General features: G+C 71.0%; 14 protein-coding genes. 5 read left to right on the top strand and 9 right to left on the bottom strand.

Annotated elements, in window-relative coordinates:
* Positions 1–8: 8 nt before the first annotated feature.
* A complete protein-coding gene (locus FHR56_RS17100; protein ID WP_160946071.1) occupies positions 9–1,229 on the bottom strand; it encodes an efflux RND transporter periplasmic adaptor subunit in 1,221 nt (406 codons plus the stop codon).
* A 156-nt stretch (positions 1,230–1,385) separates the two neighbouring features.
* Here FHR56_RS17100 and baeS point away from each other — a divergent pair, with 156 nt between their 5' ends.
* A complete protein-coding gene (gene baeS, locus FHR56_RS17105) occupies positions 1,386–2,765 on the top strand; it encodes a sensor histidine kinase efflux regulator BaeS (RefSeq protein WP_160946070.1) in 1,380 nt (459 codons plus the stop codon).
* Positions 2,762–3,445 carry a response regulator gene (locus tag FHR56_RS17110; RefSeq protein ID WP_160946069.1) on the top strand — a complete coding sequence of 228 codons (684 nt, stop codon included), beginning with the start codon at positions 2,762–2,764 and terminating at the stop codon, positions 3,443–3,445. The genes baeS and FHR56_RS17110 overlap by 4 nt, the downstream gene beginning before the upstream one ends.
* A gap of 130 nt (positions 3,446–3,575) precedes the next feature.
* Here FHR56_RS17110 and purU read toward each other — a convergent pair whose 3' ends face one another.
* The 5 genes from purU to FHR56_RS17135 form a co-directional block, all read right to left on the bottom strand.
* A complete protein-coding gene (gene purU, locus FHR56_RS17115) occupies positions 3,576–4,427 on the bottom strand; it encodes a formyltetrahydrofolate deformylase (RefSeq protein ID WP_160946068.1) in 852 nt (283 codons plus the stop codon).
* A 356-nt stretch (positions 4,428–4,783) separates the two neighbouring features.
* Complete coding sequence (locus FHR56_RS17120) at positions 4,784–5,224, bottom strand: XVIPCD domain-containing protein (RefSeq protein WP_019796585.1); 441 nt, start codon at positions 5,222–5,224, stop codon at positions 4,784–4,786.
* Between the two features lie 123 nt (positions 5,225–5,347).
* On the bottom strand, positions 5,348–6,226 hold the full coding sequence (locus FHR56_RS17125) for an NAD(P)-dependent oxidoreductase (RefSeq protein ID WP_160947005.1): 879 nt from the start codon (positions 6,224–6,226) through the stop codon (positions 5,348–5,350).
* 54 nt (positions 6,227–6,280) lie between these two features.
* Positions 6,281–7,378: an NADH:flavin oxidoreductase/NADH oxidase gene (locus tag FHR56_RS17130; protein ID WP_160947004.1), complete on the bottom strand. Its 1,098-nt coding sequence runs from the start codon at positions 7,376–7,378 to the stop codon at positions 6,281–6,283.
* An 87-nt stretch (positions 7,379–7,465) separates the two neighbouring features.
* Entirely contained in the window at positions 7,466–8,347 is an 882-nt protein-coding gene (locus FHR56_RS17135; RefSeq protein ID WP_160947003.1) for an NAD-dependent protein deacetylase, read from the bottom strand.
* Between the two features lie 240 nt (positions 8,348–8,587).
* On the opposite strand from FHR56_RS17135, the gene FHR56_RS17140 reads away from it, so the two are divergent.
* Positions 8,588–9,331 carry a response regulator transcription factor gene (locus FHR56_RS17140; protein WP_160947002.1) on the top strand — a complete coding sequence of 248 codons (744 nt, stop codon included), beginning with the start codon at positions 8,588–8,590 and terminating at the stop codon, positions 9,329–9,331.
* Here the strand turns inward: FHR56_RS17140 and FHR56_RS17145 are convergent.
* Positions 9,312–10,712 (bottom strand): ATP-binding protein, encoded by a 1,401-nt coding sequence (locus FHR56_RS17145; RefSeq protein ID WP_160947001.1) that lies wholly within the window; start codon positions 10,710–10,712, stop codon positions 9,312–9,314. The genes FHR56_RS17140 and FHR56_RS17145 overlap by 20 nt on opposite strands.
* Positions 10,713–10,849: 137 nt before the next feature.
* Here FHR56_RS17145 and FHR56_RS17150 point away from each other — a divergent pair, with 137 nt between their 5' ends.
* Together FHR56_RS17150 and FHR56_RS17155 are read left to right on the top strand one after the other, a co-directional pair.
* Positions 10,850–13,201, top strand: a complete 2,352-nt coding sequence (locus FHR56_RS17150; protein WP_184502701.1) for a YadA-like family protein — start codon at positions 10,850–10,852, stop codon at positions 13,199–13,201.
* 67 nt (positions 13,202–13,268) lie between these two features.
* The gene (locus tag FHR56_RS17155) at positions 13,269–15,224 is read left to right on the top strand and encodes a S8 family serine peptidase (RefSeq protein ID WP_160946999.1); all 1,956 of its coding nucleotides are present in this window, start codon (positions 13,269–13,271) and stop codon (positions 15,222–15,224) included.
* A gap of 31 nt (positions 15,225–15,255) precedes the next feature.
* Here the strand turns inward: FHR56_RS17155 and FHR56_RS17160 are convergent, their stop codons facing one another.
* Together FHR56_RS17160 and FHR56_RS17165 are read right to left on the bottom strand one after the other, a co-directional pair.
* Positions 15,256–15,636, bottom strand: a complete 381-nt coding sequence (locus FHR56_RS17160) for a VOC family protein (RefSeq protein ID WP_160946998.1) — start codon at positions 15,634–15,636, stop codon at positions 15,256–15,258.
* A gap of 33 nt (positions 15,637–15,669) precedes the next feature.
* Entirely contained in the window at positions 15,670–16,923 is a 1,254-nt protein-coding gene (locus FHR56_RS17165; protein ID WP_160946997.1) for an MFS transporter, read from the bottom strand.
* Between the last annotated feature and the right edge of the window lie 8 nt (positions 16,924–16,931).

The following is a 16,931-nucleotide window of genomic DNA, read 5'->3' on the forward strand; positions in this document are numbered from 1 at the left end:
GCGGTTCCTCAGTCGGCCTTGGGCGCCGCGGCAGTGCCGTGGGAAGCCGGCTGTGCGGTGGCGGCGGCCTTGCCGGCCGCGGTGCTCTCGCTCACTTCCACCGCCTTGACCTCCGCGCCGACCGCCACCTTCTGCAGGCCCTGCACGATGACCCGGTCGCCGGCCTTCAGGCCGTCGCGCACCACCCATTTGTCGCCGATGGCATCGCCGGTGGTCAGCACGCGCTGGGCGACCTTGTTGTCGCGGCCGACCACCATCGCCACCGCCTCGCCCTTGCTGTTGCGGCTGATCGCCTGCTGCGGCACGAGGATGGCCTGCTCGTCCACCGCCATCGGCAGCACCGCCTTGACGTACATGCCCGGCAGCAGCAGATGATCGGGATTGGGGAACACCGCGCGCAGCTTGACCGTGCCGGTGGCGGTATCGACCGCGGCATCCACCACCTCCAGCGTGCCGCTGCGTGCGTAGGTGCTGCCGTCCTCCAGCTGCAACTTCACCTCCGCCTTGCCGTTCACCGCCTTGAGCTGGCCGGCATCGAGCTGGCGGCGCAACTGCAGCAGTTGCGCGCTGGACTGGGTCACGTCCACGTACATCGGGTCGAGCTGGTTGATGGTGGCCAGCACCTCGCTCTGGCCGGCGCTGACCAGCGCGCCCGGCGTGTAGCTGGAGGTGCCGATGCGGCCGGAAATCGGCGCGGTGATGCGCGTGTAGTCGAGATTGATGCGCGCGGTCTGCAACGCCGCCTTGGCCGCGACCACGGCCGCCTCGTTCGAGCGCAGTGTGGCCACTGCATCGTCGCCGTCCTGCTTGCTGACCGCATCCAGTCCAACCAGGGTCTGGTAGCGCTGCGCCTTGGGCCTGGCCGACAACACCGCTGCCTCGGCCTGCGCCAGATCGCCCTTGGCGGTGTCGTATGCGGCCTGGTAGCTGGCCGGATCGATCTCGTACAACACCTGTCCGGCGCGGACGTCCTGACCCTCGGCGAACAGCCGCTTGCGCAGGATGCCGCCGACCTGCGGGCGCACCTCCGAGCTCATGTAGGCCACGGTGCGTCCCGACAGGGTCTGGTCCACCGCCAGCCGCTGCGCCTTCACCGTCTGCACGCCGACCTGCGTCTGCGGCATCTGCGGCGGCGGCTTGGAGGAACACGCGGCCACGGCCGTGGCGATGGCGGCGAGCAGCAGCCAGCGCGAGGACGAAAGAGAGAAAAGGCGGACGACGAGCAGCATGCGGCGCACTCACGGGAGATCCGAAGGTGGCCACGCTAGGGCGCAAATGTGCAGCAAATTTGGAGATCGCCGGCGATGGCGCGGATTCGCTTGCTTTCCCTTGCTGCGACGCGGCTAATACGCAGCATCTGCCGTTCCCGCGCCGCATTGCCTCCGATGAAACTGGGCCTCACCGCCAAGCTGTTCCTCGCCATCCTCGCCGCGTGCGTGGCGGTGCTGTTGATCAACGGCCTGGCCGTACAGGCTTTCGTCAAACGCCAGTTCCTGGACTACCTCAACCAACAAGGGGTAGAGCGCATGCTGGAGACCTTGCCGCGGGTCAGGGCCGAGTACGCGCGGCATGGCAACTGGGATTTCGTGCGCGACAATCCGGATGTCTGGTTCGTGTTGATGCGCCCGGAGCATGGCATCGGCACGCCGCGCATGGCACCGCCGGTTTCCGACCAGACCGGCGCGGTGTTTCGCTTCGCGCTGCTCGACCAGGACTACACGCCGGTAATCGGCAATCCCGACGTCGGACGCGACGACATCCTGCGTCCGGTGGTGGTCGGCGGCCGTACCGTCGGCTGGATGGCGATGCTGCCGTTCCAGAAGGCGCTGGCGGGGGCAGACGCGCGTTTCTACGCGGCGCAGCAGCACGCATGGTGGATGATCGGCAGCGCCTCGCTGGTGGTCGCCGCGCTGCTCGGATGGCTGCTGTCGCGCGCCCTGCTGCAGCGCATGCGCGGCCTCGCCGGCGCCACTCACCGCCTGGCCGCCGGCGATTACGCCACCCGCATCGACGCCGGCGCGCGCGACGAACTGGGCCAGCTGGCGCGCGACTTCAACCTGCTGGCGCAGGCGCTGGAGCACAACGAACGCGCACGCCGCGACTTCATGGCCGACATCTCGCACGAACTGCGCACGCCGCTGGCGGTGCTGCGTGCGGAACTGGAAGCGCTGCAGGACGGCATCCGGCCGATGACGCGCGACTCGCTGGGTTCGCTGCACCAGCAGATCGGCCAACTCGGCAAGCTGATCGAGGATCTGTACGACGTGTCGCTGACCGACGTCGGCGCGCTCGCCTACCGGCGCGCGCCGGTCGACCTGGCGGTGATCCTGCCCGCCGTGATGGACGGCATGCGCGCGCGCTTCGCCGCCGCGCACCTGCAACTGCAGGTGCAGATCCAGGCCGGGCCGCTGCAGGTGGACGGCGACGAGCGCCGCCTGCAGCAACTGCTCGGCAACCTGCTGGAGAACACGCTGCGCTATACCGACGCCGGCGGCATCGTGCAGGTGCGCTGCGCGCGCCGCGACGCGGTGCTGGAACTGGTAGTGGAGGACAGTGCGCCGGGCGTGGAGGCGGACAAGCGCGCACGTCTGTTCGAACGCTTCTACCGCGCCGAGGCCTCGCGCAACCGCGCCAGCGGTGGCAGTGGGCTGGGCCTGGCGATCTGTCGCAACATCGCCGAGGCCCATGGCGGCACGATCGACGCCGAGGCCTCCGCGCTCGGCGGATTGCGCGTGGTGTTGCGCTTGCCGGCGCTGGCCGCATGAGCAGCCTGGATCCGATCGGGCACGTGCTGATCGTCGAGGACGAACCGCGCCTGGCTGCGGTGCTGCGCGAGTACCTGCATGCGGCCGGCTATTCGCACGACTGGATCGCCGATGGCGCGCAGGCGCTGGGCGCCTTTCGCGCGCAAAAGCCGGACCTGGTGCTGCTGGACCTGATGCTGCCCAACCGCGACGGGCTGGAGATCTGCCGCGACCTGCGCAGGGAAAGCGCGGTGCCGGTGATCATGGTCACCGCGCGGGTGGAGGAGATCGATCGCCTGCTCGGCCTGGAGATCGGCGCGGACGACTACATCTGCAAGCCGTTCAGCCCGCGCGAGGTGGTGGCGCGGGTGCAAGCGGTGTTGCGCCGCCATCGCCACGATCCCAACGGCGCGCCGGCGCCGGGCCTGCAGATCGACGAGGACGCCTGCCGCGCCAGCGTGCACGGCCGCGACCTGGACCTGACCCAGGTCGAGTTCCGCCTGCTGCGCACCCTCGCCGCCACACCGGGGCGCGTGTACTCGCGCGAGCAACTGATGGACCGGCTCTACCTCGACCACCGCATCGTCACCGACCGCACCGTCGACAGCCACGTCAAGAACCTGCGCCGCAAGCTCACCGACGCCGGCGTCGCGGACTGGGTGCGGTCGGTGTACGGGGCGGGTTATCGATTTGAGCCGTGATTGGGAATTGGGGATTGGGGATTCGCAAAAGCGGCCTGGCTGATCACCGATGTGCCGACGGCCCTGCAGGCTTTGGCGAATCCCGAATGCCGAATCCCGAATCCCGAATCCCGATTCCCCACTCCCCGCCTCACCGAAACACGACCGTGCGATGCCCGTTGAGCAGGATGCGATGCTCGACGTGGCGGCGCACCGCGCGGGCAAGCACCTGCGACTCGGTATCGCTGCCCAGGCGCACCAGCTCGCGCGGGGTCATGGCGTGGTCCACGCGGGCCACGTCCTGCTCGATGATCGGGCCTTCGTCCAGGTCGCCGGTGACGTAGTGCGCGGTGGCGCCGATGATCTTGACCCCGCGGGCGTGCGCCTGGTGGTACGGCTGCGCGCCCTTGAAGCTGGGCAGGAAGCTGTGGTGGATGTTGATCGCGCGCCCGGCCAGTGCCGCGCACAGCGTCGGCGACAGGATCTGCATGTAGCGTGCCAGCACCACCAGGTCGATGCGTTCGCGCTCGACCAGCGCCAGCAGCTGCGCTTCCTGTTCGGCGCGATTGGCCGCGCTCACCGGCAGGTGGTGGAACGGCACGCCGTAGGAGCCGGCCAGCGCGGCGAAATCGGGATGGTTGGAGGCCACCGCGGCGATGTCCACCCGCAGTTGCCGGCTGTGCGCGCGGAACAGCAGGTCGTTGAGGCAGTGGCCCTGCTTGCTGACCAGCACCAGCAGGCGTGCACGGCGGCGCGCGTCGTGCAGTTGCCAGTCCATCGCGTAGTCGGCGGCGAGCGGCTCCAGTTGCACCTTCACCGCGGCGACGATGCCGTCGGCGGGCACATCGAAATGCACACGCAGGAAGAAGCGGCCGCTTTCCTCGTCGCCGAACTGCTGTGCATCGAGGATATTGCAGCCGTGCTCGAACAGCAGGCCGCTGACGCGGAAGACGATGCCGGTACGGTCCGGGCAGGACAGGGTCAGGATGTAGTCGGGGCGCATCCGCCGATGATAGGGGAAAGGCGGGGATTGGGGATTGGGGATTGGGGATTGGGGAGTCGGGACAGCCGACCACGCAATAGCGGTAGATCAATTGTCATGCAGCGACGACCGAAGAAGCCCGCACAGAACGGCACTTCCTTCTCCCATCGGGAGAAGGTGCCCCGAAGGGGCGGATGAGGGTGCGGGCGCAGCCTCGCGCAGTCGAAACACACCGGGTGCCCTGCGCGCCGGACCCTCACCCCAACCCCTCTCACGGGGGGGAGAGGGGCTCAGCCATCCTTATCCTGAAACCTGGTCGCGGCTGACGCCGCGCCGAGGACATTGCTCAGCCCAGGACGCTGCTCACTCGCCTGCGTTCACTCCGGGCGCAGGCGCAGGGCCAGGCGGCGATTGACCTTTTCCAGGCGCGCCAGCGAGTCCTCCACCGACATGCCGACCGCTTCGTGGGTGGTGATGTGCGCTCGCAGGTGCGCCGGGTCGTCCAGGTCGCCGCGTACCAGGAACACGTTCTCGCCATCCTCCACGTCGCCGATCTCGCGGCTGAGCACCACGTGGTCGACCTGGTCGAAGCCGTATTCCTTGGCCAGCGGCAGCAGCCGCGCCACCATGCGCTCGCTGATCGCGTCCGGCGCGCGGCCGCAGGCGGCGTCCAGCGCATGCACGCCCTCGCGGATCTGCGCGTACAGGAGATGGTCGGGATGGTCCGGATGATCGGGGCCGGGCACGGCCTCGCGCACCACCGCGCGCGGCGGCTCGATCGGCGCTCTGTCGCCGGGATCGGATGAATTCGGACTCATGGCATCCTCCTGTGATGCGCCAGCAAATCGCCGCACCTTAGCGGCAAGCGCACGCCAGGCTCAAGCGGGCACGCAGTGTGCGGCACGCGCCGCCAAGGCCCGCTGAAGATCCACGCGTCCGGCTCAGCCCTGGCCGGCGCGGCGCGCGGCGACCTTGGCCAATGCCGCCCAGTCCAGCTCGCCGTCGCCGTGTGCGATCGCCTCGATGAAGGCGTCGCGCAGCACCGCCGCCAGCGGCATCGGCACGTGCCGGGTCTCGCCGGCGTTCAGCGCCAGGCGCACGTCCTTCAAGCCCAGCGTGGCCTTGAAGCCGGCCGGGCTGTAGCGCTGCTCGGCGATCATGCCACCGTAGGTCTGATAGGCCGGTGCGGCGAACACGGTGTTGGTGAGCATGTCGAGGAAATCGGCCGCGTCCACGCCGTGCCCGCGCACCAGCGCCGACGCCTCGGCCATGGTGCCGATGGCGCTGGCCAGGCACAGGTTGGCGGCGAGCTTGACCGCGTTGGCCTGTTCCGGTGCGGCGCCGAAATACCAGGTCTTGCGCCCGATGACATCGAGCAAGGGCTGCACCCGCGCCAGGGCCGCGGCGTCGCCGGCGGCAAGCAGGTTGAGCTGGCCGGCCGCGGCCACCTCGACCCGCCCCAGCACCGGCATCGCCAGGTAGGCGACGCCGCGCTCGGCATGCAGCGCGTGCAGCTCACGCGCCAACGCCACCGAAATCGTGGCCATGTTGACGTGCACGCTGCCGGCGGTGAGCGCGTCCAGTGCGCCGCGCTCGAGCAGGGTCTCGCGCACCGCGGTGTCGTCGGCCAGCATCGAGAACAACACCGGCCCGCGCACCGCATCGGCCGGTTGCGCGGCCTGCTGTGCGCCGGCCTCGAGCAGGGGCTGCGCCGCCGCGGCGCTGCGGTTCCACACGGTCAGTGCGTGGCCGGCGCGCAGCAGGTTGAGCGCGATCGGCTGGCCCATCGTGCCCAGGCCGAGAAATCCAATCGTCGTCATTGCATGCTCCCTGAAGAAATCGAAGTGGAGGCCGCCAACCGTGCGGCGCGTCGGTCAGGCGTCGAACACGCCGCGCGCCCCATGCGGCTCGCAACGCAGGTATTGCGGCGACGGGCGCAACCGCGCGCCCAGCGCGGCGGCCGCGTGCCACGGCCAGCGTGGATCGTAGAGGATGCCGCGGGCCAGCGCGATGGCATCGGCGCGGTCCTCGGCGAGGATGGCCTCGGCCTGCTGCGGCTCGGTGATCAGGCCGACCGCGATCACCGGCATCCGCACCGCGCGGTGCAAGGCCTCGGCGAACGGCACCTGGTAGCCGGGCGCCACCGGGATGCGCTGGCGCCGGTCCAGCCCGCCGCTGGACACGTGCAGGTAATCGCAGCCCTGGGCCTGCAGCGCCTGCGCCAGCACCTCGCTCTGCGCCAGGTCCCAACCGCCGTCGACCCAGTCGGTGGCGGAGATGCGCACGCCCACTGCGATGCTCGATGCCACCGCCGCGCGCACCGCCGCATGCACGCGCAGCAGCAGGCGCATGCGGTTCTCCAGGCTGCCGCCGTAGGCATCGGTGCGCTGGTTGCTCAGCGGCGACAGGAACTGGTGCAGCAGGTAGCCGTGCGCGGCATGCAGTTCGATCAGCGCGACGCCAAGGCGCTCGGCGCGCCGTGCCGACGCCACGAACGCCTCGACGATGGCGTCGATGCCGGCCTGGTCCAACGCCTGTGGCGGCACGCCGTCGGCGGCGAAGGGCTGGGCAGACGGCGCCACGGTCTGCCAGCCGTTCGGCTGGTCCGGCGCGATCGCGCCGCCGCCGTCCCAGGGCTTGTGCGTGGACGCCTTGCGCCCGGCATGCGCGAGCTGGATGCCCAGCGGCATCGGCGACCAGCGCCGCACCGCGCGCAACACCGCGTCCAGCGCCGCCTCGGTGGCGTCATCCCACATGCCCAGGTCGGCGTAGCTGATGCGCCCGCGCGGCTCCACCGCGGTCGCTTCCAGGATCAGCAAACCGGCGCCGGACTGCGCCAGTTGGCCCAGGTGCTGGGTGTGCCAATCGCTGGCACGGCCGTCCTCGGCCGAGTACTGGCACATCGGCGCGATCACGATGCGGTTGGACAACGACAGCGGCCCCAGTGCGAGGGGCGAGAACAACTGACTCACGATGCAGATCCGTGGAAACGCCGCGCGCGGCGCGGGAGGCAGTCATTGCACTCCTGCCGCGCAGCGCGATCAACCACTGCCGATGGATCAGTTCGTGCCGGGATTCGGAACGCGCTCGGCTGCCGGCAGCAGGAACGCCAGCGCCTGCGCGCAGGGCTGCTCCACCTTCAGGCTCAGCAGGTCGTCGCCGCGGGTGCGGCCCAGGTTGACCGCGGCGATCGGCAGGCCGGCCTTGGCCGCCGCCTGCACGAAGCGGAAGCCGGAATAGACCATCAGCGACGAACCGACCACCAGCACCGCGTCGGCGCGTTGCAGATGCGCGAACGCGCTGGCCACGCGCTCGCGCGGCACGTTCTCGCCGAAGAACACCACGTCCGGCTTCAGCACGCCGCCGCAGTGCGCGCAGGCCGGCACCACGAAGCTGGCGAAATCCTCGCCCTCCAGGTCGGCGTCGCCGTCGGGCGCCGGTGCGGCCTGCAGCGTCGCCCACTGCGGGTTGTGCTGCAGCAGGTGCTGCTGGAACGCCTCGCGCGGCATGCGCCGCTCGCAGCCCATGCAGCGCACCACGTCCAGGCGCCCGTGCAGGTCGATGGTGGCGCGGCTGCCGGCTGCCTGGTGCAGGCCGTCCACGTTCTGGGTCAGCAGCACGTCGACCTGGCCGCGCGCTTCCAGCTGCGCCAGCGCGGCATGGGTGGGATTGGGCCGGGCGTGACCGAAGCGCGGCCAGCCGAGCAGGCTGCGCGCCCAGTAGCGCTGCCGCGTCGCCAGCTCGCCCATGAAGGCCTGGTAGGTCACCGGCTGCGCGCGCTTCCAGTCGCCGGCGGCGTCGCGGTAGTCGGGTATGCCCGAGTCGGTGCTGCAGCCGGCACCGGTGAGCACGAACAGGCGCCGATGGCGGTCGACGAACGCCTCCAGCGCGGAAGACGCGGCCTGCGCGGACGCGGCGTGATCCTGCAGCAACTGCGACATCGTGGCGGTCCCGGACGTGGTGGAGGCGCGCGCCGATGGCGCGACGCCTTCCTATCTTGGGTGCGCGCGGCGGCAACGCAAGTCCGGGCCGCCGCGGCCGCTGAAGCGTTGCAGCGCGCATTGAAAGCCCGTTGGAAACTGGCTACTGTCCAGGACGCGGCAGGATGCTCAGCGGTCACGGCGTCCTCGACGCCGCACGCTGCTCCGTGAGGAATGCCGTCCCTTCGCCGATTCCGCCTCGTGAGCCGCGTTCCCGATCCCATCCCGCCCCCGTTCGTTGCTGCTGCCGCCAACACCCCGCTGCGGGTGGCGTTGCTGGAGGACGACGATGTGCTGCGCGACCGCGTGCTGCTGCCGGGCTTGGTGCGGCACGGCTTCGAGGCCACGCCGCTGCGCACCGCGCAGGCGCTGTGGGCGGCGCTGGAGGCGCACCGTTTCGACCTGATCGTGCTCGACATCGGCCTGCCCGACAGCGACGGCTTCACCCTGACCCAGCAGCTGCAGGAACGCCACCCCGGCATGGGCATCGTCATCCTCAGCGGCCGCGGCGAGCAGCCGGATCTGGTGCGCGGGCTGGTCCAGGGCGCCGATGCCTACCTGATCAAGCCGGTGCAGATCGAGATCCTCGCCGCCACCCTGTTCAGCGTGGCCCGGCGCATGCTGCGGCCGGCGGCGCCGGCCAGCGAGGAATGGCAACTGCAGGACGACGGTTGGTGCCTGTTCGCGCCGGACGGGCAGGCGGTGCCGTTGACCGCCTCCGAGCGCAAGGTGCTGCAGAGCCTGTGGCAGGCGCGCGGGCGGCTGGTCAGCCGCGATGCGCTGATCGGCATGCTCGGCGGCAATGCCGGGCTGGAGATCGACCCGCACCGGCTGGACGCGTTGCTGCACCGCTTGCGGCAGAAAGTGCACGAGCGCACCGGCAGCGCGCTGCCATTGCGCGCGGTGCGCGGCGAAGGCTATCTGCTCATGCCGCAGGAGCGCTGAGCCCGGCCAGCGGCAGGCGCAGCACGAAGCAGGTGCCGGCGCCGGGCGTGCTGCGCACCTGCAGGCTGCCCTGCGCCTGTTGCGCCATCTCCAAGGCCACCGCCAGGCCCAGCCCGGTGCCCTGCCCGGCCGGCTTGGTGGTGAAGAACGGCTCGAAGATGCGCCGTTGCACCGCCTCGCTCATGCCCACGCCGGTATCGGCGATGGCGATGGCGATGGCCTCGCCGTCGCGGCGCAGCTGCAGCGAAAAACCGCCGCCGCCAGGCATCGCATCGCGCGCGTTGGCGGCGAAGTTGAGCAGCGCCAGGTCGAAGCGGCTGCGGTCCAGGAACACCGGTGCCGGGTCGGCGGTGAGGTCCAGCCGCACCTGCACGGTGGCGCCCAACAATTGCCGCAGCATCGGCTGCAGGCTGCGCAGCGCTTCGCCGGCGTCGAAGCGCTCGGGCACGCTGGCCTCGCGGCGACTGAAGCTGAGCAGCTTGCGGCTGACCGCCACGCCGCGGTGCGCGGCCAGCGCCACGCCTTCCAGCGCCTCGGCCAGCACCAGCGCATCGCGCGGCGGGTGATAGTCCAGTTCGTGCACGCAGTGGCGTTGCTCGGTGTAGCCCAGGATCGCACTGAGGATGTTGTTGAAGTCGTGCGACACACCGCTGGCCAGCTGTTCCACCAGCTCGATCTTCTGCAGATGCAGCAGGCGCTGCTGCGCCTGGGCACGTTCGCGCATCTCCACGCGCAGGCGCGCGGCGCTGCGCCGCGCACGCCACAGGCTCTCGCGCAGCGCCGCGACGGTGCGGTCCAGCACCAGGGTGATCATCAGGTAGCTCAGCGCCAGCGAGGGCAGGTTCTGGAACGGGCTGCGGGTGCCGTGCGGGTCCTGGCCCCAGGGGCTTTCCATGCCCAGCCAGAAGATCAGCGGGATGCACAGGTACACCAGCCACAGCGCACGGCGCCCGATCACCAGCGCGGCCAGGGTCAGCATCATCATCGGATACGGATCGAAGGCCTGCAGCTGGTAGCCGAACGCCAGGTTGGCGGCGACCGCCGAGCACAGCACCACCGCGATGAACATGGCCGTGGCCTGTTTCAGCAAGCCGCGGCGGATCATCCAGACCGCGGCCCAGGCCGCCGCGGCGATCGCCGCATCGGTGCCGACGTCCACCGCCAGTTGCACCGTGCCCATCTCGATGCGCGGTGCGGTCAGCAGGTGATAGAGCTTGTTGAGCGGAATCTCGCTGCCCAGGAACACGAACAGCACCTGCAGCGCCGGCGCGTTGCGCCGGTCCAGCGGGTCGGCGATCGGCACCCGGCGCAGCCACAGCGAGAGGCGCCGCCACAGCCGCGCGGCGAGCGCGACCGGCGGAGAGTGCGCACCCCATCTCACCCGGACTCCCATGACGGTGAGTCTACCGTGAGGAAGCGGTGAATCTGCGTGCATTGAAGGGCCGTAGGGCTTGCGGCCTTAATCGGGCCTGACTCGTTGTCGGGACGACGCTCCCGGCCCCAGCCCCGGAACCGACCATGCCTTTTCTGCCCAACGCCCTGCGCGCCGGTGCGCGCCCGCTGTCGTCGTCCTCGTCCATCCTCCCGCAGACGTCTGACCGATTGTTGACCGCCGCATTGCTGCTCGCACTGAGCCTGCCCGCCAGCGCCTTCGCCGCTGCGGCCACGCAGACGCCACAACGCGCTACCGCCGCCGCAAACCCCGGCGCCGAGACCGACAGCGCCGACGCCGCCGACACCACGCCGCAGGACGCCACCGCCCAGGACGTGCAACCGGGCAGCCAGAACACCACCCACTACTTCCTGGCCGAAGGGCTGAACGACGGCAGCGACTACGCCAGCGCCGCCGGCCTGCGCGCGGTGGCGATGGGCGCACGCGCCGACGCCTCCGGCGCCTTCGCCATCGCCATCGGCCACCACACCGTGGCATCGGACAGCGCCGCCATCGCCATGGGCGACGGTGCGGTGGCCAGCGGCACCTCGGCCATCGCGATCGGCGGCAGCTTCTTCGGCAGCGCCAACGGCGATTCCGCCGGCGCGCAGAGCACCGGCTTCGGTGCGCTGGCGATCGGCACGGCCGCCGCCGCCACCGCCGGCAACGCCAGCGCGCTGGGCTGGAACGCCAGCGCCGATGGCGACAGCGCCACCGCGGTGGGGTCCACCTCCGCGGCCAGCGGGATCTATGCGACCGCCGTCGGCGGTTCGTCGCGTGCCGAGAGCGAACAGGCCAGCGCCTTCGGCTACGCCGCCCTGGCGTCCAACGTCGGTGCCACCGCGGCCGGCGGCTACAGCACCGCCTCCGGCTATTTCGGCACCGCGATGGGCTACACCGCCACCGCCAGCGGCGACGGCAGTGTGGCGATCGGCGAAGGCGCCTCGGCTTCCGGCCAGCAGAGCGTGAGCATCGGCGCCAGCAACAGCGGCGTTTCCGCCCAAGCCAACGGCCTGGGCGCAGTGAACGTGGGCGCCGGCAGCTGGGCGCTGTCGGATTACGGCGTGGCGCTGGGCTTCGACAGCCATGCCGATGCGATCCACAGCGTGGCGCTGGGCGCGCAGGCGCTGGCGACCAGCGAGAACGCCATGGCGGTGGGTGGTCAGGCCTACGCCGACGGTGTCGATGCCAGCGCCTTCGGCAGCATCGCCAGCGCCAACGGCAACGGCGCCACTGCACTGGGCAGCGGTGCGACCGCAATGGGCGCGAGCACCGTCGCACTCGGCTACAACAGCGCCGCCACCGGCGCCAACAGCGTGGCGATCGGTGCAGGTGCGATGGCCGACCGCGACAACGCGGTCGCCTTCGGCAACGACGGCGCGCTGCGCCAGCTCACCTACGTGGCCGCCGGCACCGCCGACACCGACGCGGTCAACGTGCTGCAGTTGCGCAGCATCGCCAGTGCGCTCGGTGCCGGCAGTGCGGTGGGCGGCGATGGCAGCTTCAATGGCGGCAGCTACCTGATTCAGAGCCGCAGCTACGGCAACGTCGGCTCGGCGCTGTCGGCGCTGGACGGCGCGTTTTCGGCGCTGGATGCCCGGGTCGGCAACCTGGTGCAGAGCGGTGGCGGAGGTGTGGCGGTGGGCAGCGGCGCCACTGGCGGTCCCACTGTCGGCACTGGCACCAATGCGGTGGCGGTCGGCGCGCAGGCCACCGCCAACGGCCAGAACGGCACGGCGATCGGTTCCAATGCGCTGGCCTACGGGCCCAACGACACGGCGCTGGGCGGCAACGCGCAGGTCAACGCCGACGGCAGCACCGCGGTCGGCGCCAACGCCAGCATCAGTGCCAGCGCCACCAATGCCGTGGCGGTGGGCGAAAGCGCCACGGTCACCGCCGCGTCCGGGACCGCCATCGGCCAGGGCGCCTCGGTCTCGGCGACCAACGCCGTGGCGATCGGCCGGGGTTCGTCCGCCACCCGCGCCAACACCGTCTCGGTGGGCAGCGCCGGCAACGAACGCCAGATCAGCAATGTCGCCGCCGGCAGCGCCGCCACCGATGCGGTCAACGTCGCGCAGATGCAGGCCGGCGACAGCGCCACGCTGAGCAGCGCCAAGGCCTACACCGACAACCGCATGGCCGGCTGGGACGACAACCTGACCCGCCTGCGCACCGACACCGACCAGCGCTTCCAGCACCTGGACCGGCGCATCGACCGCATGGGCGCAGTCAGTGCCGCCTACGCCGGCATGGCGACCAACACCTCCGGCCTGGCCGGGGCCAACAGGGTCGGCGTCGGTGTCGGTTCGCAGGGCGGCGAAAGCGCGCTGGCGGTCGGCTACCAGCGCGCGATCGGCAACCGCGCCAGCGTCTCGCTCGGCGGCGCCTTCTCCGGCAGCGAGAAGAGCGTGTCCGCCGGCGCCGGCTTCAGCTGGTGACGCGGCCGCAGGTGTCGCCCCTTTCGTGATCTCCACGCCTTCCATCGCTCTTCGCAGAGACATCGCCATGACCCATGCCACCCCGCTTTCCCGCAACCTGCTCGCCCTGTCGCTGGGCCTGGCCCTCGCCGGCACCGCGCAGGCGCAGACCGCCCCGCGCTTTTCGGTCCTGGCCCAGGCCGCGCCCGGACAATCCACGGTCTACGACGGTCTGATCGTGACCTACCGCGACGGCAGCAGCGCCGTCCGCGACGCACGCGCGGCAAGCGCCACGCTGAACCAGATCATGGCCGCGCGCAGCACCGCCAGCACCTGGACCAGCAGCTACCGGCAGGCCGCGCCGGCGTTGAACCGGGTGCGCCGGCTCGCCATCGGCGCCGACTTGGTGCGGCCCAGCCGTGCGTTGACGCCATCGCAGCTGCAGACGCTGATCGCCAGCTTGAAGGCCGACCCCGCGATCGCGCACGTGGAGCCCAACCTGCTGCTCAAGCCGGTGCGCAGCACCGCGCAGGCCACGGCCAGCGCGGCGACCGCACCGAACGATCCCGGCTACTCCGTGCAGTGGCACCTGCGCACGCCCGACGGCCACCTGGAAACGCTCGCGCCGGAGACCACCGGCTATCCCAACCGCGGCGGCATCGACCTGGTGCCGGCCTGGCAGTACGGCACCGGCCAGGGCGTGGTGGTGGCGGTGATCGATACCGGCATCACCGCCCATCCGGACCTGGACACCTCGCTGGCCAGCGCCGGCTACGACTTCATCAGCGACGCGCTGCTGTCCGGCCGCTCCAGCAACGGGCGCGTGGCCGGCGGCTGGGACACCGGCGACTGGACCACCGACGACAAGTACCTGGTGGCCAACGGCGGCTGCGCGCAGCCGCAGGACCAGAAAGGCAGTTCCTGGCACGGCACCCACGTCGCCGGCACCATCGCCGCGCGCACCAACAACGGCATCGGCATGGCCGGCGTGGCGCCGGATGCGAAGATCCTGCCGATCCGCGCGCTCGGCCACTGCGGCGGCACCACCGCCGACATCGCCGATGCCATCGTCTGGGCCTCCGGCGGCCACGTCGACGGCGTGCCGGACAATCCGAATCCGGCCGAAGTCATCAACATGAGCCTGGGCGGCGGCAGTTCCTGTGCGCAGGATTCGGTGACCTCCACTGCCATCTCCAGCGCGATCGCGCGCGGCAGCGTGGTGGTGGTGGCGGCCGGCAACGACAACGCCGATGCCGCCGGCTATTCGCCGGCCAGTTGCCCGGGCGTGATCAACGTGGCGGCCAACGGCATCACCGGTGGCCGCGCCTACTACTCCAACTACGGCAACACCATCACCCTGTCCGCCCCGGGTGGCGGCGTCTATGCCAACGACGCCGCCAGCGGATCGGGCTCGGTGCGCACCGGCCTGATCTGGTCCACGCTCAACACCGGCGAAAAGGGCCCGGACCAGCCGGCCTACGCCGGCTACGCCGGCACCTCGATGGCCTCGCCGCACGTGGCCGGCGTGGTCGCGCTGGCGATCAGCGCCGCGCTCAACGCCAACCGCCCGGTGCCCTCGCAGGCGCAGTTGCGCGACATCCTGACCCAGACCTCCATTCCTTTCCCGAACAAGCAGACCCCGTACATCGGCGCCGGCATCCTCAACGCCGCCAAGGCCGTCGCCCGTGCCGCCGGCGCCAGCGGCGGCGGCGACGAGGCCACGGCGATCAGCGTGGGCCGCGGCACTGTCAGCAAGCTGTCGGCCGCGGCCGGCCAGGGGCCGCTGTACCGCCTGGACGTGCCGGTGAATGCGCGCAACCTGCAACTGCGTACGCTCGGCGGCAGCGGCCAGCTCAAGCTGTACGCACGCGCGGTGCGCGCCCCCGGCGCCGACGGCAGCAATGCCGACTACAGTTCGCTGCGCAACGGCACCACGCAGAACGTGCAGATGGCGCTGCCGGCCACGGGCAGCTACTTCTTCCGCCTGGTCGGCGGCAGCGGCGGCTACGCCAACGTCACCCTGTCGGTCAGCTATTCGGAATGACCGCGCCGTGCAGGCGCTACGGCGCCTGCGCTCACAAGGGGTTGGCGATCTCGATCAGGTTGCCGTCGGGATCGCGGATGTACACCGACAGGATCGGACCGCGGGCGCCGATGCGTTGAACCGGGCCCTGCTCAATCGGCACGGCGGCGGCACGCAGTTCCTCGACCACCTGCCCCAGCGGCGTGGCAGTGAGAAAGCATAGGTCGGCCGAGCCCGGCGTGGGCACCCGCGCCTTGGGCTCGAACTCATGCCCATGCCGGTGCAGGTTGATCTTCTGCGCGCCGAAGGCCAGCGCCTTGCGGCCTTCGCCGAAGGTCACCACGCGCATGCCCAGCACCTGCGCATAGAACGCGCAGGTCGCCTCGATGTCGGCGACCGTGAGAACCAGATGGTCGAGATGGTCGATCTGCATCGCGGAGCCCTCGTTGGCTGATGGCGGCGCGGCTCACTCGCCGCGCGGCGGATGCGGCCCGAAGCGGCCATAGGGACGGCTGTCGTCGGCGCCGCGGCGCAGCACCTGCGCGGCGACCAGGCCGATGCCCAGCAGCACCAGGCAGCAGGCCACCAGCGCGTTCCAGCCACCGTGCTGCCAGGCCGCCCCGCTGAGCGAGCCGATCAGGCTGGCACCGGCGTAGTAGGCCAGCAGGTACAGGGAGGCGGCATGGCTCTTGTGCTGGCCGCCCAGGCGCCCGACCCAGGCGCTGGCCGCCGAGTGCGCCACGAAGAAGCCGATGGTCAGCAGCACGATGCCGGCGATGACCGGCACCAGCGCATGCGCCAGGGTCAGCGCCACGCCCAGCGCCGCGGTGGCGATGCCGGCCAGCACCACCGGACCGCGGCCGAAGCGGTCCGACGCGGCGCCGGCGACCGAGGAAGACACGATGCCGAACACGTAGGCGCTGAAGATCATGCCGAGCTGGCTCTGGCTCAGCCCGAACTCCGGGCCGCCCAGGCGGAAGCCGGCGTAGTTGTAGACGCTGACGAACACGCCCATCGCCAGGAACGGGATCGCGAACAGCCATGGCAGATGGCGATCGCGCAGATGCCCGCCCCAGGCACGCAGGTGGAAGCGCAGGTTCACTCCCTGGCGGCGCACGAAGTGCCGCGACGGCGGCAGCAGCCATACGAAGCCCACCGCGACCAGCAGATCGACCACGCTCAGCGTGGCCAGCGCGATGCGCCAGTCGAAGTGGTCGGTGAGCAGGCTCATGCCGATGCGGCCGATCATGCCGCCGAACGCATTGCCGGCCACGTACAGCCCGGTCGCCGCGCCGAGCCGGCTCGCCGGCAGTTCCTCGGCCAGGTACACCATCGCCACCGCCGGCACGCCGCCCAGGGCGATGCCCGACAGCGCACGTACCGCCACCAGCGCGCCCCAGTGCGGCAGGCAGGCCGCCAGCAGGTTGAGCAGCGCCGCCAGCGCGATCGACACGAACATCAGCCCGCGCCGGCCCAGCGTTTCCGACACGGCGCCGGCGCAGAAGATCGCGATCGCCAGACCGCCGGTGGCCAGCGACAGCGGCAGCGAGCTGGCGGCGGCGCTGACCCCGAATTCGCGCGCGAACGCGGGCAGCAGCGGCTGCACGCTGTACAGCAGCGAGAAGGTGGCGAAGCCGGCCAGAAACAGCGCCAGGCGGATACGCAGCAGCGGCGCATCGTCCACGGCGTGCACCGGCGGGCATTGGCTGGAGGCGTTCACGGTGTGGG

Source organism: Xanthomonas sp. F10 (assembly GCF_014206815.1).
GTDB classification, from domain to species: Bacteria; Pseudomonadota; Gammaproteobacteria; order Xanthomonadales; family Xanthomonadaceae; genus Xanthomonas_A; species Xanthomonas_A indica.

What these genes read in the sequence shown, in the direction of transcription:
- FHR56_RS17100 (WP_160946071.1), bottom strand. Translation starts at nt 1,229, where the DNA reads ATGCTGCTCGTCGTCCGCCTTTTCTCTCTTTCGTCCTCGCGCTGGCTG.
- baeS (WP_160946070.1), top strand. Translation starts at nt 1,386, where the DNA reads ATGAAACTGGGCCTCACCGCCAAGCTGTTCCTCGCCATCCTCGCCGCG.
- FHR56_RS17110 (WP_160946069.1), top strand. Translation starts at nt 2,762, where the DNA reads ATGAGCAGCCTGGATCCGATCGGGCACGTGCTGATCGTCGAGGACGAA.
- purU (WP_160946068.1), bottom strand. Translation starts at nt 4,427, where the DNA reads ATGCGCCCCGACTACATCCTGACCCTGTCCTGCCCGGACCGTACCGGC.
- FHR56_RS17120 (WP_019796585.1), bottom strand. Translation starts at nt 5,224, where the DNA reads ATGAGTCCGAATTCATCCGATCCCGGCGACAGAGCGCCGATCGAGCCG.
- FHR56_RS17125 (WP_160947005.1), bottom strand. Translation starts at nt 6,226, where the DNA reads ATGACGACGATTGGATTTCTCGGCCTGGGCACGATGGGCCAGCCGATC.
- FHR56_RS17135 (WP_160947003.1), bottom strand. Translation starts at nt 8,347, where the DNA reads ATGTCGCAGTTGCTGCAGGATCACGCCGCGTCCGCGCAGGCCGCGTCT.
- FHR56_RS17150 (WP_184502701.1), top strand. Translation starts at nt 10,850, where the DNA reads ATGCCTTTTCTGCCCAACGCCCTGCGCGCCGGTGCGCGCCCGCTGTCG.
- FHR56_RS17155 (WP_160946999.1), top strand. Translation starts at nt 13,269, where the DNA reads ATGACCCATGCCACCCCGCTTTCCCGCAACCTGCTCGCCCTGTCGCTG.
- FHR56_RS17160 (WP_160946998.1), bottom strand. Translation starts at nt 15,636, where the DNA reads ATGCAGATCGACCATCTCGACCATCTGGTTCTCACGGTCGCCGACATC.